At 59.6% G+C, this 13,488-nt stretch carries 13 protein-coding genes; 7 read left to right on the plus strand and 6 right to left on the minus strand.

The window, feature by feature from the left end; all coding sequences use genetic code 11:
- Positions 1–2: 2 nt before the first annotated feature.
- The 4 genes from SIB58_RS02760 to SIB58_RS02775 all read left to right on the plus strand — a co-directional run bounded on the left by SIB58_RS02760 (position 3) and on the right by SIB58_RS02775 (position 5,005).
- A complete protein-coding gene (locus SIB58_RS02760; RefSeq protein ID WP_066905814.1) occupies positions 3–1,808 on the plus strand; it encodes a peptidoglycan D,D-transpeptidase FtsI family protein in 1,806 nt (601 codons plus the stop codon).
- A 92-nt stretch (positions 1,809–1,900) separates the two neighbouring features.
- On the plus strand, positions 1,901–3,073 hold the full coding sequence (locus SIB58_RS02765) for a transaldolase (protein ID WP_066906121.1): 1,173 nt from the start codon (positions 1,901–1,903) through the stop codon (positions 3,071–3,073).
- Positions 3,074–3,101: 28 nt separating this feature from the next.
- Positions 3,102–3,488, plus strand: coding sequence for a Crp/Fnr family transcriptional regulator (locus SIB58_RS02770; protein ID WP_066905812.1), 387 nt, complete (start codon positions 3,102–3,104; stop codon positions 3,486–3,488).
- A 50-nt stretch (positions 3,489–3,538) separates the two neighbouring features.
- On the plus strand, positions 3,539–5,005 hold the full coding sequence (locus tag SIB58_RS02775) for an FAD-binding domain-containing protein (RefSeq protein ID WP_067325895.1): 1,467 nt from the start codon (positions 3,539–3,541) through the stop codon (positions 5,003–5,005).
- Here the strand turns inward: SIB58_RS02775 and SIB58_RS02780 are convergent.
- Genes SIB58_RS02780 through pyrH form a run of 3 tightly spaced genes read right to left on the minus strand, consistent with a single transcriptional unit; the run spans position 5,002 to position 7,393 of the window.
- Complete coding sequence (locus tag SIB58_RS02780; protein ID WP_066905810.1) at positions 5,002–6,132, minus strand: NAD(P)/FAD-dependent oxidoreductase; 1,131 nt, start codon at positions 6,130–6,132, stop codon at positions 5,002–5,004. The two genes, SIB58_RS02775 and SIB58_RS02780, sit on opposite strands and share 4 nt — an antisense overlap.
- Complete coding sequence (gene frr / locus SIB58_RS02785) at positions 6,129–6,677, minus strand: ribosome recycling factor (RefSeq protein ID WP_066905808.1); 549 nt, start codon at positions 6,675–6,677, stop codon at positions 6,129–6,131. Before frr ends, SIB58_RS02780 begins: the two co-directional genes overlap by 4 nt.
- Before the next feature lie 8 nt (positions 6,678–6,685).
- Positions 6,686–7,393, minus strand: coding sequence for a UMP kinase (gene pyrH / locus SIB58_RS02790; protein WP_066905806.1), 708 nt, complete (start codon positions 7,391–7,393; stop codon positions 6,686–6,688).
- A 102-nt stretch (positions 7,394–7,495) separates the two neighbouring features.
- On the opposite strand from pyrH, the gene SIB58_RS02795 reads away from it, so the two are divergent.
- The gene (locus SIB58_RS02795; RefSeq protein ID WP_066905804.1) at positions 7,496–7,681 is read left to right on the plus strand and encodes a hypothetical protein; all 186 of its coding nucleotides are present in this window, start codon (positions 7,496–7,498) and stop codon (positions 7,679–7,681) included.
- A gap of 3 nt (positions 7,682–7,684) precedes the next feature.
- On the opposite strand, the gene cobO is transcribed toward SIB58_RS02795, so the two are convergent.
- The 3 genes from cobO to SIB58_RS02810 form a co-directional block, all read right to left on the minus strand.
- Positions 7,685–8,350 carry a cob(I)yrinic acid a,c-diamide adenosyltransferase gene (gene cobO / locus SIB58_RS02800; RefSeq protein WP_067325821.1) on the minus strand — a complete coding sequence of 222 codons (666 nt, stop codon included), beginning with the start codon at positions 8,348–8,350 and terminating at the stop codon, positions 7,685–7,687.
- Positions 8,350–8,997, minus strand: coding sequence for a class I SAM-dependent methyltransferase (locus SIB58_RS02805; protein WP_067325818.1), 648 nt, complete (start codon positions 8,995–8,997; stop codon positions 8,350–8,352). Before SIB58_RS02805 ends, cobO begins: the two co-directional genes overlap by 1 nt.
- Positions 8,998–9,166: 169 nt before the next feature.
- Positions 9,167–10,357, minus strand: a complete 1,191-nt coding sequence (locus tag SIB58_RS02810; RefSeq protein ID WP_067325815.1) for a site-specific integrase — start codon at positions 10,355–10,357, stop codon at positions 9,167–9,169.
- A 71-nt stretch (positions 10,358–10,428) separates the two neighbouring features.
- On the opposite strand from SIB58_RS02810, the gene hemH reads away from it, so the two are divergent.
- Positions 10,429–11,604, plus strand: coding sequence for a ferrochelatase (gene hemH / locus SIB58_RS02815; protein ID WP_066905796.1), 1,176 nt, complete (start codon positions 10,429–10,431; stop codon positions 11,602–11,604).
- Between the two features lie 60 nt (positions 11,605–11,664).
- Positions 11,665–13,476, plus strand: a complete 1,812-nt coding sequence (gene ilvB, locus SIB58_RS02820) for a biosynthetic-type acetolactate synthase large subunit (RefSeq protein WP_067325813.1) — start codon at positions 11,665–11,667, stop codon at positions 13,474–13,476.
- Positions 13,477–13,488: the final 12 nt, after the last annotated feature.

Below are 13,488 nucleotides of genomic sequence, written 5' to 3' on the forward strand. Positions count from 1 at the left end.
TCATGGGCCGTTCCACCAATCCCACCCGGTCGGCAGCCAGCCGTCAGCGCAGGAGAGTTGTGCCTCTGGAGCCAGTCCCGGCAGGACGAATGCGCTCCGTGTTTGCACTTCTGTGTCTGGGGCTTGTCGGCTTGATGGGAAGAATGGCCTGGCTGCAGGTGTTTCAGGCCAGCGAGCTTGAAGGTCGTGCCCGTTCAGTGCAGACGCAGCGCACCAAGCCACTGGGAACCCGTCGGCCGATTGTTGACCGCACCGGGCGGCTGATCGCTCTTGACGAAGAGCGTTATCGCCTCTGGCTGCATCCGCGCTACTTCAATCTTCCCGGTGATGCCCCAACGCTGATTCGCCCCCCCGCTGATGTCGCGGCACGGTTGGCGCCTTTGCTGAAACTCACTGAGGCGGAGATTCTTAAGCGAATCGGCGATCGTCCCTCTGGGATCAAGCTGATTGAGGGACTGGATCCCGAGACGGCATCAACAATCCGCTCAGCTGGTGTCTCCGGAGTTGATCTGGAGTCCTACCCCCACCGCGTCTACCCCCAGGGCGATCTGTTCGCCAACGTGGTTGGTTTCCTCAATCAGGATCGAGAACCTCAGGCGGGGCTTGAACAAAGCCGACACAACGAACTTCAGCGCCATGAACAGCCCCGAAGTCTTCGCAGAGGAGCCGATGGCACTCCGCTGCCCGACAATCTCGATGCCGGAGTCTTTTTCGGGGACGATCTGCGTCTTCAGCTCACCCTCGATGCGCGTCTGCAGGCCGTTGCCGCCAAGGCCCTTGCCGCACAGGTCAAAACCTGGAAAGCCCAGAAGGGTGTTGCCATCGTTATGGATGTCACCAATGGTGAGTTGCTGGCCCTGGCATCCGTTCCCACGTACGACCCGAACAGCTACTGGAGTTTTCCTGCGGGTCGTTTCCGGGAATGGTCGGTTCAGGACCTCTATGAACCCGGATCGACGTTCAAGCCGATCAACCTGGCGCTGGCTCTTCAGGAAAATGCCATTCAGACAACAGGACGTGTTCAGGACAGCGGTTCAGTCACCATCGGTGGCTGGCCGATCAACAATCACGACCGGCAAGCCAACGGTCTGATTGACTTCGCCACAGTGCTGCAGGTGTCCAGCAATGTCGGCATGGTTCAAGCCATGCGTAATTTGTCCTCCTCCACCTACTGGGACTGGTTGAGTCGCCTCGGTCTGGATGCACGGCCGGACACCGATTTGCCCGGAGCCGTTGCCGGTCAGCTCAAGACCAAGGAGCAGTTCACCACCCAGCCGATCGAGCCAGCCACGGCCTCCTTTGGTCAGGGATTCTCACTGACACCGTTGAAGCTGGTGCAGCTCCACGCATTACTCGCCAACGGCGGCCGTCTTGTCAGCCCCCACATCACCCGAGGATTGAGAGCCGGCGATGCGCTGGCTCCGCCTGGATCGCGTCAGGGCAAGCCACTGCTGAAACCTGAGGTCACCAGCACGGTGATGGCCTGGATGGAATCTGTGGTTGAGCAAGGAAGCGGCAAGGGAGTCCGAACACCGGGATACCGCATCGGTGGCAAGACTGGAACGGCTCAGAAGGCTCTGAACGGTGTTTATGTGCCCGGTGCTTTGATCTGCAGCTTTGTGGCGACTCTTCCAGTTGATGATCCGCAATATGTCGTGCTGGTGGTGGTGGATGAGCCCCAGGGAGACAATGCCTACGGATCCACAGTGGCTCTGCCGGTTGCGAAATCAATCATCGACGGTCTCTTGGTGATTGAAAAGATCCCGCCCAGCACAGCGCGCAGCTCTGCTCCAGCTCAAGCAGGTTGAAGCGCTGCTCTGGCTCGCCTGAGGTTGCACTTTCTCGCAAGATGCCAGCTGCGAAAACGCAGCTACGTTACGAGCATCAAGCCCTTAGCGACATGGCAACTCTTCTTGAGCAGCTCTCTGCAATGACCGTCGTGGTGGCGGATACGGGTGACCTTGAAGCGATCCGTAAATTCACGCCACGGGACGCAACGACCAATCCCTCACTGATCCTGGCAGCTGCTCAGATCCCTGCCTACCAAAGCCTGATCGACGAGGCACTGCGGTCCTCCCGTCGTCTGATTGGCGACAGCGCGCCCGTCGAGACAGTGGTCAAGGAGGCGCTTGATGAGATCAGTGTGATCTTCGGCAAGGAGATCCTCAAGATCGTTCCTCGCCGAGTGTCCACTGAGGTGGATGCACGCCTCAGTTACGACACTGCTGCCACCATTGAAAAGGGCCGTAAACTGATCCGCCTTTACAACGACGCTGGAATCAGCAACGATCGCGTGCTGATCAAGGTTGCCTCCACCTGGGAGGGGATCAAGGCCGCTGAAGTCCTCGAGAGAGAAGGAATTCACTGCAACCTCACTCTCCTGTTCGGCTTCGCTCAGGCCGCGGCATGTGCTGAGGCCGGTGTGACCCTGGTTTCACCTTTCGTTGGCCGCATCCTTGACTGGTACAAAGCCGATACGGGAAGGGACTCCTATCCCGGTCCTGAAGATCCCGGCGTGCTGTCTGTGACCAAGATCTTCAACTACTTCAAGGCCTATGGCTACAAAACCGAGGTGATGGGGGCCAGTTTCCGCAACATCGATGAGATCACCGAGCTTGCTGGTTGTGATCTGCTCACCATTTCACCCAAGCTGCTTGACCAGCTGCGTTCCAGTGAGGCCACGCTCACCCGCAAGCTCGATGGTGCCAATCCATCCAGCAGCGAGTCCCAGATTCATGTCGATCGGGACATGTTCGATTCGATGATGGCTGCCGATCGCATGGCCACCGACAAACTTGGCGAGGGCATCAAGGGGTTCAGCAAGGCCATCGAAACTCTGGAGAGCATGCTTGCCCATCGGCTGGCGGAACTCGAAGGAGGACAGGCCTTCGGTCATGCCGTGCAGGAGATCTTCATGCTCAATGACATGAATGGTGACGGCTGCATCACCAGGGATGAGTGGCTGGGCAGTGATGCCGTCTTCGATGCTCTGGATGCGGATCATGACGGCAGACTCACCCAGGAGGAGGTTCGTCGTGGTTTCGGCTCTGCCCTGTCACTGACCAGGGCCTGATCTTCATGTTGCTTCCGATTGTCACTCCGTGAATGCTCTTGACACCATGCGTGCCCTCGCTCGGAAAAGCGAGGTGCACGCCGTCAATGCTGGTGACGTCATCTTCAAGGCCGACGACCCCGGAGCGTCGATGTTCGGTGTTCTTGAGGGAACGGTTCGACTGTCCTGGACCAATGAGAACGGTCAGCAGGGATACGAACTGATCGAGGCCGGCAACGTCTTTGGTGCAGGGGCCCTTGTGATGGAGGGTCATTGCCGTCTCGGTACAGCACAGGCCGAGACCGATTGCCGCCTGATTGAGATGAACCGTGAGAAATTCCTGTTTGCTGTCCAGGAGTCGCCCATGTTCGCCATCGAGCTGCTGGCCTCTGTTGACGCCCGTCTGCGTGATCTGAAGATCGCAACCCACTCCTGATCCCGGGCTGATTAGCTTCGTCCGAGTTGGGTGGAGCTGTCCCGCATTCGATGGCAGTGCAGCTGGTCTGGTTCAAGCGTGACTTGCGGCTCGAGGATCACAGGCCGCTGATCCAGGCGTTGGCCCTTGGAGACGTGCTGCCTCTCTACATCGTTGAACCTGAGTTCTGGCTTCAGCAGGATGCATCGGGCCGTCAGTGGGAATTCTGCAGGGAGGCGCTTTTCGATCTCCGCCAGGCGATGGCAGCCCTCGGTCAGCCCCTGGTCATTCGTTGTGGGGATGCAGTGGCGGTGCTCGAGCGTGCCAGGCGACAGCTTGGTGTGTCGGGCCTTTGGAGTCATGAAGAAACTGGTAATGACTGGACCTACGCCAGAGATCGGCGCGTCGCTGCGTGGGCAAGGGAGCGGAGCATTCCCTGGAGACAGATTCCGCAGTTCGGGGTGATCCGGCCGCTACGGACGCGCGGTGGATGGGCCCGGCGCTGGGAAGAGCGGATGGAGGAGTCGATCACGCCTGCTCCCGACCATCTCGAGCCACTGCAGGGTGTCACGCCGGGCGAGTTGCCAACGGCCGCTGACCTGGGACTTGGGCCTGATCCGTGTCCGCATCGTCAGCGGGGTGGCCGTGATGCCGGGCTGAACGAACTCGGGCACTTCCTGGAGCACCGTGTGGAGCAGTACTGCCGATCCATTTCCAGTCCGAACCGGGCCTTCACGGGATGTTCCAGGCTTTCCGCTTATCTCACCTGGGGTTGCCTGTCCATGCGTGAGGTGCTTCAGCGCAGTCGTGGCATGCAGGGACGCGGTGCCTGCAGCTTTGGCTCAAGACTTCACTGGCATTGTCATTTCATCCAGAAGCTCGAGGATCAGCCATCGATTGAATGGCAGGACTTTCACCCTTTCATGCGTGATCTGCGTGATCCTGATGCCGAACGTCTGGCGGCATGGGCCGAAGGCCGGACGGGGGTGCCTTTTGTGGATGCCTGCATGCGCGCCCTGAGAGCGCATGGTTGGATCAACTTCCGGATGCGGGCGATGTTGATGTCGTTCGCGAGCTACAACCTGTGGCTGCCTTGGAGGGACAGCGGTCTGCACCTCGCCCGTCAGTTTGTGGATTACGAACCGGGAATTCACTGGAGTCAATGCCAGATGCAGTCGGGCAGCACCTCCATCAACACGATCCGGGTCTACAACCCGATCAAGCAGGGTCGTGACCATGATCAGGATGGGGTGTTCATCCGCCGCTGGTGTCCTGAATTGGCTGATGTTCCCACGGTGCATCTTCACGAACCCTGGGCGTTCAACGGTGTCATGCCGATTGTGAATTGTGCTGATTCGGCCAGGCATGCCAAGGAGCGGATCTTCGCGATCAGGCGTTCAGCCGGATTTGATCGTCATGCTGATGCCATTCAGCGGCGACATGGCTCCAGGCGAGCTGGTCTGCCGGCATCCTCCCGACGACGCGCACGTCGTCGCCTGAGTGATCCATCCGTTCAGCAACTGGCCTTCGATCTCTAGCTGCGCTGCAGCAGCAGCCGGCGAATGACTCGCTGGGCGATATCGCCATATCCCATCTCTCCAGAGAGGATCTGGGCGATTCGTCGGGGAGCCGTCGGCCGTTTGATCCCCAGCTGATAGCCCACACCGGGGAAGCGGTAAAACACCTGCGCGATTCGACGACCCCAGGCCATGGAGTCGCCCCAGCGCTGTCGCATCGCCCTGGAGTAGCCCCGTAGGGATTGCTCTTCGCCGTTCAGCCAGAGGTCCAGGTGCTTCGCGGCTTCACAGCCGCTCATCAGAGCTGGTCGTAATCCTTCAGCAAGGAAGGGGTCGCAGAGCGATGCGGCATCGCCCACGGCCACCACTCCGTCGGCATGAAGCGTGCTGTGCCCGTTCCAGACCCTCAGGCTGGCCTGCTGCCGAAGACCTGCATCGGCAGAAAAGCCGAGATCAGGCAGTAGTGCATTCAGGATCGTCTCCGAATCGGTGACGTCACGACCGATGAAGGTGCCAACTCCCACATTGATCCCGTCTGCCAGTGGGAAAGCCCAGGCAAAACCGTGGTGCACCAGGCCGAATTCAAAGCGCGCCGTACCAGGAGCAAGTGTTCCGAGACCTTCCAGGCGAACTGAAAGCGTGCTCGCCATATGCAGGGAGCTTGGGCCGATGCCGACCTTTTGCGGCCAGGGGGACCCTGAACCATCGGCGATCACCACCGCTCTGGCTCGAACAGGTTCTCTCTGTTCCCCTGTCAGCGTCCAGCACTCTCCGGTGCGTTCGAGTGCCATCACGCGAAACGGCCGCTGAACGCTGGCACCGGCACCCACAGCCTGCTCAAGCAGTAGGGAATCAAGATGCTCACGTCTGACGATCCAGAACGGTGCTTCCCCAGGTAGTTCGGCCACAACCGGATCCTCCAGACACCAGCTGAAGTCGACCTGGCGGATCACATCATCAACCGCTGGGCTGAGGTCGAAAGGGAACCAGCTCTGTACAGAGGAGGCCATGCCTCCACCGCAGGGCTTGATCTGAGCCCCGGTCTCCGCTTCGAGAATGGTGACTGAATGTCCAGCGTGAGCGAGGTGAAAAGCAGCTGATGTGCCGGCAGCTCCGGCCCCGATCACGGCAACGTCGGTTTCAATCACACCTTGAGGATGTCGGCCTCCTTGTCGGCCAGGTGCTTCTCCAGTTGCGCGATGAACTTCTCGAGCGTTTTCTGGATGCTCTCCTGTTCGTCACGGCTTTGATCCTCGGAAAATTCACCCTCCTTTTCCTGTTTCTTGATCTTGTCGATGGCGTCGCGGCGGATGTTGCGCAGGGCCACCTTGCCTTCCTCGGCGTATTTGGAGGCGAGCTTGCAGAACTCCTTGCGCCGCTCCTCAGTGAGGGGTGGCACGTTGATGCGGATGATCTTGCCGTCGTTGTTTGGGGTGAAGCCCAGTTCACTCATCGCGATTGCCTTCTCGATCCCCGCCAGTGAGCTGATGTCGAACGGCTGGATCTGGATGGTCTGTGAGTCAGGTGTTGTCAGCGTGGCCAACGATTTCAGGGGTGTTTCAGCGCCGTAGTACTCCACTGAGATGCGATCCAGCAGAGACGAGTTGGCCCGCCCTGTTCGGATGGTGTTGAACATGCGCTGGGTGGATTCCACCGACTTCTGCATGCTCGCTTCGAGGTCTTGCTTCGACATAACGCTTGTCAGTTGTTGATCCGGGAACCGATCGGCTCTCCAGCCACGGCTTTGCCGATGTTGCCAGGTTCGAACAGATTGAAAACAACAATCGGAATGTTGTTGTCTTTGCAAAGGGCGATGGCCGTGCTGTCCATCACGGCCAGTTCACCGCTCAGAACCTGTTGGTAGGTGAGGTGTTCCTGCTTCACGGCATCGGCGTGCACGGCGGGATCCTTGTCGTAGACCCCATCCACCTTGGTGGCCTTGAACACCACATCCGCATTGATTTCGGCGGCCCGTAGGGCTGCCGTGGTGTCGGTGGTGAAGAAGGGGTTACCGCAACCGGCTCCGAAGACCACGACACGGCCTTTTTCGAGATGGCGGATGGCTTTGCGGCGGATGTAGGGCTCGGCCACTTCCTGCATGCCGATGGCGGTTTGTACTCGGGTTGGTACACCTGCTCGTTCCAGTCCGTCCTGGAGTGTGATCGCATTCATCACAGTGGCCAGCATGCCCACGTAGTCGGCGGTGGCTCGATCCATTCCAGCGGCTGATCCTTTAAGGCCTCGAAAGATGTTCCCGCCGCCCACAACAATTGCCAGCTGTGTGCCGCCTTCAATCACTTTGGCGACGTCTTCAGCGATGGACTGCACGATGGCGGGATCGATTCCATAGCCCTGATCTCCCATCAGTGCCTCTCCACTGAGTTTCAGGAGTGCACGCGCGTAGGCCATTCATCCACCTGATCCAGCTGACAGTAGCAAGCAGGATCAGACGGTCCTGCTACTGGCGCACACGCGCTGGAACCGCTTGGATGGGCCAACGTCAATGCCCCCATGCCTGATGAGATCGGTGGACGCAGTTCGGTGATGGCACGCCTCACCCTCTCCGCACTGCACCGTGCCAGTCAGGATCCATCCTGCTGGCGCGATCCCGTTGTTCATCGTGCTCTGCTGGTCAGCGGTCTGTCGGTGCTGACCGTTGCATCGGGCTTGATCAGACGCGATCTGGCCCAGGACTGAGGTTCAGTATTCGATGCCTGCCTGAGCCTTGACACCCTGCTCTCTGAACGGGTGTTTGCTCAAGGTCATTTCCGTGACCAAATCAGCCGCTTCGATCAATGCTGCTGGCGCTCCTCGACCGGTGACGGCCACATGGCCAAGTTCAGGCCGCTCTCTGAGCCCAGCGATCACCGTTTCCGGATCGATGTAGCCCAGTTTCATCGCCACGTTGAGTTCATCGAGCAGAACCAGCTTGATCTGTTCGTCACGCAGATGGCCTAGAGCGGTTTGCCAGGCCTCTTTGACCAGTTGCTGATCACGTTTGCGGTCCTGGGTTTCCCACGTGAATCCCTCCCCCAGGGCGTGCCAGCAGATCTGGTCGCCGAAGGCCTTTAACGCTCTGGCTTCACCCGGCTCCCAACCACCTTTGATGAATTGCACAACAGCCACCCGTTCACCATGGCCGAGGGTGCGAAGCACCAGTCCTAGGCCTGCCGTGGTCTTGCCTTTGCCGTGTCCGGTGAACACCAGGATCAGTCCCTTTTCCTTGTTGCGCTCCTCGACCCGCTGGCGTTGCACCTGCTGGCGTCGTTCCATGCGCTTTCGGTAACCGGCATCGTCCCGCTCCGGTGCGAGGTTGCCACCCATTCCCAGTTCAGCGGCCGTCTGATCGAGATTGTTGTTGCTCATCAAGAAGTTGCGTCGAGGCTGGGGCGAGCAGCGGTGATCCGTTGCAGGGCCTGCCCTGCCAGCAACTCCTGCTTCACCGCCGTGAAACCGAGTTGCTGCAGCTGAAAGGGCAGGTCGTCCTCCAGCATGGACGTGGCCGTATCGGTTTCAAACAAGGCGCAGAACAGTTGTTGCGGCAGTCGCAGCCAAGGTCCGGCGGGGTGCAGGTCCACAATCACCAACCAGCCACCCGGTTTCAAAAGGCGCAAACTCTGACGCAGCACCAGCTCTCGCTCGCGGCGAGGAAATTCATGCAGCGCCACGCTCAGCTGAATGGCAAGAAAGCTTTCTTCCTCAAGCGGTGGTTCCTCGGCCAATCCCTCCACCCGTTTGAGGCCTGGGTGTCTTCGGGCGGCTAGCGCCAGGGCGAGCGGAGAGAGATCAAGCCCTGAGACACGGAAGCCCGCGGCCAGCCAGGGTGCGGCAGCTTCGCCGCTGCCGCAGCAGAGATCCAGCACATCTGCACCGGGCTCAATCCTGGGTTGCAGGGCCTCCAGCCCCAGGCTGCGGAGTCTCTCAACTCCACCCACGCTCAGCGATGAGATCGCCGTGACTGTGTCGTAAATCCAGCGGTAGCGGTAGGCCAGGGGCCGCAGAAACGAGGTCATCAGGATCAGGGAAGGATGCGAGGGACGTCATCCAGGCTGTTTATCCTGCCGCTGATAGATAGCGGTCTGCGGAACCGAAAGCCGGCAGTCAGCTGCGGGAGCGATCCGCTTCGTTGAACACAACGCAACCGCTGTGATCAGCTGCATAACCATTGGATTCACTGGTGTCTCACGACGCATGTTGTCGGGCCAGGGCCGCATCCACCGCTTGCTGTTGATCGCGTCGGGTAATCCAGTGGTGATAAGTGCGGGTATGAATCGCCACGGAGTGACCCATCATTCTTGCAGAAACCGTGTCAGGCAGACCGATGTGGATGGTTCTCACCGCCCAGGCATGACGAAGGTCATAAGGGGTGAGCGGAAGGTCGTAGCGGCGAAACTGCTCGGTGACGCGTCGTCCCACCTGCTGCAGGGTGGTTCTGCTCAGATCGGTGTTGATCACCGGCAGAGCATGCGGCTCTCGCCCAAGTTTCAACAGGTCAAACCGCTCGACCCATTCCGGACTGAAAGGCCACACCTGATGTTCACCCGTTTTGGTGGTGGGCAGTACCCGGATCACACGATCTCCTTCAGCGCACAGAGCGGAGAGGTCGCTGAAGAACACTTCATGGTTGCGAAGGCCATAGGTGGCCATCAGGCCATAGGCCAGTCGCCAGCGTGGATTGGGAATCTGCAGAATGCTCTCGAGAATCTGTTGGTCGCTGGGGAGCTGGCGGAACCTCGCTCGATGTAGGCCATAGCCCGCTGCCTCTGCTCGCCAGTGCTCAGGCAGTTCCAGTTCCAGATGCCTGGCCAGGCCGCCCAGGGCTGTGCTGCATTGCTGGCGACTACGGCTTCCATCGGGGTAGCTGTGCAGGGTCTGAAGCAGCAGTTCTGCAGCGATTGGGCCCTTGTCCTGGCCGGCAAGTGTGCGCAGTCGACGCAGGTAGGGGTTGTAGGCCCCTATCCATGTGGTTCGACTGCCGGAAGGGGAGCGGCGACGCCGTGGATCGGCAAAAAAGGCTTGCTCGAAGCCCATGAGTTGTTGGTCCAGCAGAGCCCGTGCTCGACCCGATGAGCCGGATGTGGTCGCCTTCTGCGCTGGTGCCTTGATCCATTGCTCCCATCGAAACTGGTCGCGTTTGAGCTGAGCATCGATGACCCGTGCGATCTGCTCGGCTTCGCGCAGGCCATCCCTGTCATTCTCAAGGCCAAGGCTGAGACGTTGCACTGATCGCTGGCCTGGTTGCTGACGCCCAGGCAACAAGCCACGCAGGTTTAACCGACGACCGCGACATTCGATACGTAGGCCGATGCCGATCGAGGCCAGCGCTGCATTCGAATTTCGCCTGATCTCTTCAAGCGGTTCGCTACGAGTCATCCTTTCCTTCAGGACATCGTCAAGATGCCGTTAACGGGGGTTACTCTCAACCCCTGCAATCCTTTCCAGACATGGCTCGGGTCGGTGTCGTACTGCTCAATCTGGGTGGCCCTGAGCGGATTCAGGACGTAGGTCCTTTCCTTTTCAATCTCTTCGCTGACCCGGAGATCATCCGGCTGCCGATTCCCGCTCTGCAGAAACCCTTGGCCTGGCTGATCAGCACCTTGCGCAGCGGCAAGTCACAGAGCGCCTACCGCTCCATCGGTGGAGGCTCTCCACTGCGTCGGATTACCGAGCAGCAGGCCAGAGAGTTGCAGAGCCTGCTGCGTCAACGGGGTATCGAGGCCACCAGCTACGTGGCCATGCGCTACTGGCATCCCTTCACGGAGTCCGCCGTTGCAGACATCAAGGCTGACGGCATGGATCAGGTTGTTGTGCTGCCGCTCTACCCGCACTTCTCCATTAGCACAAGTGGGTCGAGTTTCCGTGAGCTGCAGCGGCTGCGTCAGGGAGACGGTGTCTTCGAGAAGCTGCCGATCCGCTGCATCCGCAGCTGGTTTGATCATCCTGGCTACGTCACAGCGATGGCTGAGCTGATCGCTGAGGAAGTTCGTAACAGCGATGACCCTCACCAGGCTCATGTGTTCTTCAGCGCCCATGGTGTCCCGAAGAGTTACGTCGAAGAAGCCGGTGATCCTTATCAACAGGAAATCGAGGCTTGCACCGCCCTGATCATGAAGAAGCTTCAGGAGCTTCTGGGCCATGACAATCCCCATACCCTCGCTTATCAAAGCCGAGTGGGTCCTGTTGAGTGGCTGAAGCCCTACACCGAAGAGGCTCTGGAAGAGCTGGGCAAAGCCAAGACCAATGATCTGGTTGTGGTGCCAATCAGTTTTGTCAGTGAGCACATCGAAACGCTTGAGGAAATTGACATCGAGTACCGAGAACTCGCCACCGAGTCAGGTGTGGTGAATTTCCGGCGCGTTCGGGCCCTCGACACCTACCCCCCCTTCATCGAGGGACTGGCTGATCTTGTGGTGACCAGCCTTGAAGGGCCTGAAGTCAGCCTTGATGCGGCAGCTGAACTGCCAACCAAGGTGAAGCTCTACCCCCAGGAGAAATGGGAGTGGGGTTGGAACAACAGTTCCGAAGTCTGGAACGGGCGACTGGCCATGCTGGGCTTCTCCGCGTTTCTTCTCGAAATCATCAGTGGCCAGGGTCCACTGCATGCACTGGGACTGCTCTGAGCGCCGGCAAACCGGCAGGCCGGCCCTTAATCTTGAGGGTCAGTTCCCCGTGAAGACACAGTGACGCTGATCTCCGCTCCCACGGCCGACACAGCGTCCAGCCGAGATGGAAGCCGCCGGATAAGCGGAGCCCAGGCCTTGATGGATGCGCTGCGTCGTCACGGAGTGGACACGATCTTTGGCTATCCGGGCGGCGCCATTCTTCCGATCTATGACGCCCTGCACATTGCGGAGAGCGAGGGTTGGTTGCGCCACTTCCTCGTTCGTCATGAACAAGGCGGAACCCACGCAGCCGATGCCTATGCCCGAGCCACCGGCCGTGTGGGGGTGTGCTTCGGCACGTCTGGCCCTGGAGCCACCAACCTCGTCACGGGTATTGCGACCGCCCAGATGGATTCCGTGCCGATGGTGGTCATCACCGGCCAGGTTCCGAGGACGGCGATTGGGACCGATGCCTTCCAGGAGACCGACATCTTCGGCATCACCTTGCCGATCGTGAAACATTCATGGGTTGTGCGAAACCCAGCAGATCTCGCCTCAGTGGTTGCGCAGGCTTTTCACATCGCTGCCTCAGGTCGCCCCGGTCCCGTTCTGATTGACATCCCCAAGGATGTTGGCCAGGAGGAGTTTGATTACATCCCGGTTGAGCCGGGATCCGTTGTCCCTGCAGGGTTCGGCTCCACTCCTCCGCCTGATCCCCAGTCGATTGAGGCAGCGCTTGATCTGATCTCCGAAGCCCAGCGCCCTCTTCTGTACGTGGGGGGCGGTGCGATCGCATCATCCGCTCACGACAGCGTCGCCGTGCTCGCTGAGCGTTATCAGATCCCTGTCACCACAACGCTGATGGGGAAGGGCGCCTTTGATGAGAACCATCCACTGGCGCTGGGCATGCTGGGCATGCATGGCACCGCCTACGCCAACTTTGCAGTGACCGATTGTGATCTGCTGATTGCAGTCGGGGCTCGATTTGATGATCGGGTGACCGGCAAGCTCGACACCTTTGCCCCGAGTGCACGGGTGATTCATTTCGAGATCGATCCGGCTGAGATCGGCAAGAACAGGCGCCCCGATGTCGCCGTTCTTGGTGATGTCGGCACCAGCCTTGCCGCGCTGGTGGATCTGAGCCTGCGCCGTTCTCCCGAGCCGCAGACCAGCGTTTGGTTGGAGAGGATTCGCGACTGGAAAGAGCGTTATCCCCTTTCCATTCCGCCTCAGGAAGGGCCCATTTACCCCCAGGAAGTTCTGATGGCTGTCCGTGACCTGGCCCCTGGAGCCATCGTCACGACAGATGTGGGACAGCATCAGATGTGGGCTGCTCAGTATCTGCGCAATGGTCCACGTGGCTGGATCAGCAGCGCCGGACTGGGGACGATGGGTTATGGGATGCCTGCCGCCCTGGGTGCCCAGGTCGCCTGTCCTGATCGTCAGGTGGTGTGCATCGCAGGTGACGCCAGTGTGCTGATGAATATCCAGGAGCTGGGCACTCTCGCTCAATACAGGCTCCCAGTGAAGGTGGTGATTGTGAACAATCACTGGCAGGGCATGGTTCGTCAATGGCAGGAGAGTTTTTACTCAGAGCGTTATTCCGCCTCTGACATGCTTGGTGGCATGCCGGATTTCGAAGCGCTGGCCAAGGCCTTTGGCGTAGAAGGCATGAAGATTGTTGAGCGCGCTGATCTTCACAACCGTCTGGCGGAGGCCTTTGCCTCACCGAATCCAATCCTGGTGGATGTGCATGTTCGCCGTGGTGAGAATTGCTATCCGATGGTTCCCCCCGGTTGCAGCAATGCTCAGATGGTGGGGCTGCCGGCCCATCCAGAGCTGGCTTTCCAGGATTCCGGAAGTTCTTCCTCCAACCCCGGAGGCCAGTGAGAACTGGCATTC

The sequence above is a fragment of the Synechococcus sp. MIT S9504 genome, from assembly GCF_047497135.1.
In the GTDB taxonomy this organism is placed as follows: Bacteria; Cyanobacteriota; Cyanobacteriia; order PCC-6307; family Cyanobiaceae; genus Synechococcus_C.

Excerpts from the sequence above, each read along its gene's own strand:
- SIB58_RS02805 (WP_067325818.1), bottom strand. The coding sequence starts at position 8,997 with ATGACCTCGTTTCTGCGGCCCCTGGCCTACCGCTACCGCTGGATTTAC.
- SIB58_RS02795 (WP_066905804.1), top strand. The coding sequence starts at position 7,496 with ATGCCTGATGAGATCGGTGGACGCAGTTCGGTGATGGCACGCCTCACC.
- SIB58_RS02760 (WP_066905814.1), top strand. The coding sequence starts at position 3 with ATGGGCCGTTCCACCAATCCCACCCGGTCGGCAGCCAGCCGTCAGCGC.
- pyrH (WP_066905806.1), bottom strand. The coding sequence starts at position 7,393 with ATGGCCTACGCGCGTGCACTCCTGAAACTCAGTGGAGAGGCACTGATG.
- hemH (WP_066905796.1), top strand. The coding sequence starts at position 10,429 with ATGGCTCGGGTCGGTGTCGTACTGCTCAATCTGGGTGGCCCTGAGCGG.
- SIB58_RS02765 (WP_066906121.1), top strand. The coding sequence starts at position 1,901 with ATGGCAACTCTTCTTGAGCAGCTCTCTGCAATGACCGTCGTGGTGGCG.
- SIB58_RS02810 (WP_067325815.1), bottom strand. The coding sequence starts at position 10,357 with ATGACTCGTAGCGAACCGCTTGAAGAGATCAGGCGAAATTCGAATGCA.
- frr (WP_066905808.1), bottom strand. The coding sequence starts at position 6,677 with ATGTCGAAGCAAGACCTCGAAGCGAGCATGCAGAAGTCGGTGGAATCC.
- SIB58_RS02775 (WP_067325895.1), top strand. The coding sequence starts at position 3,539 with ATGGCAGTGCAGCTGGTCTGGTTCAAGCGTGACTTGCGGCTCGAGGAT.
- cobO (WP_067325821.1), bottom strand. The coding sequence starts at position 8,350 with ATGAGCAACAACAATCTCGATCAGACGGCCGCTGAACTGGGAATGGGT.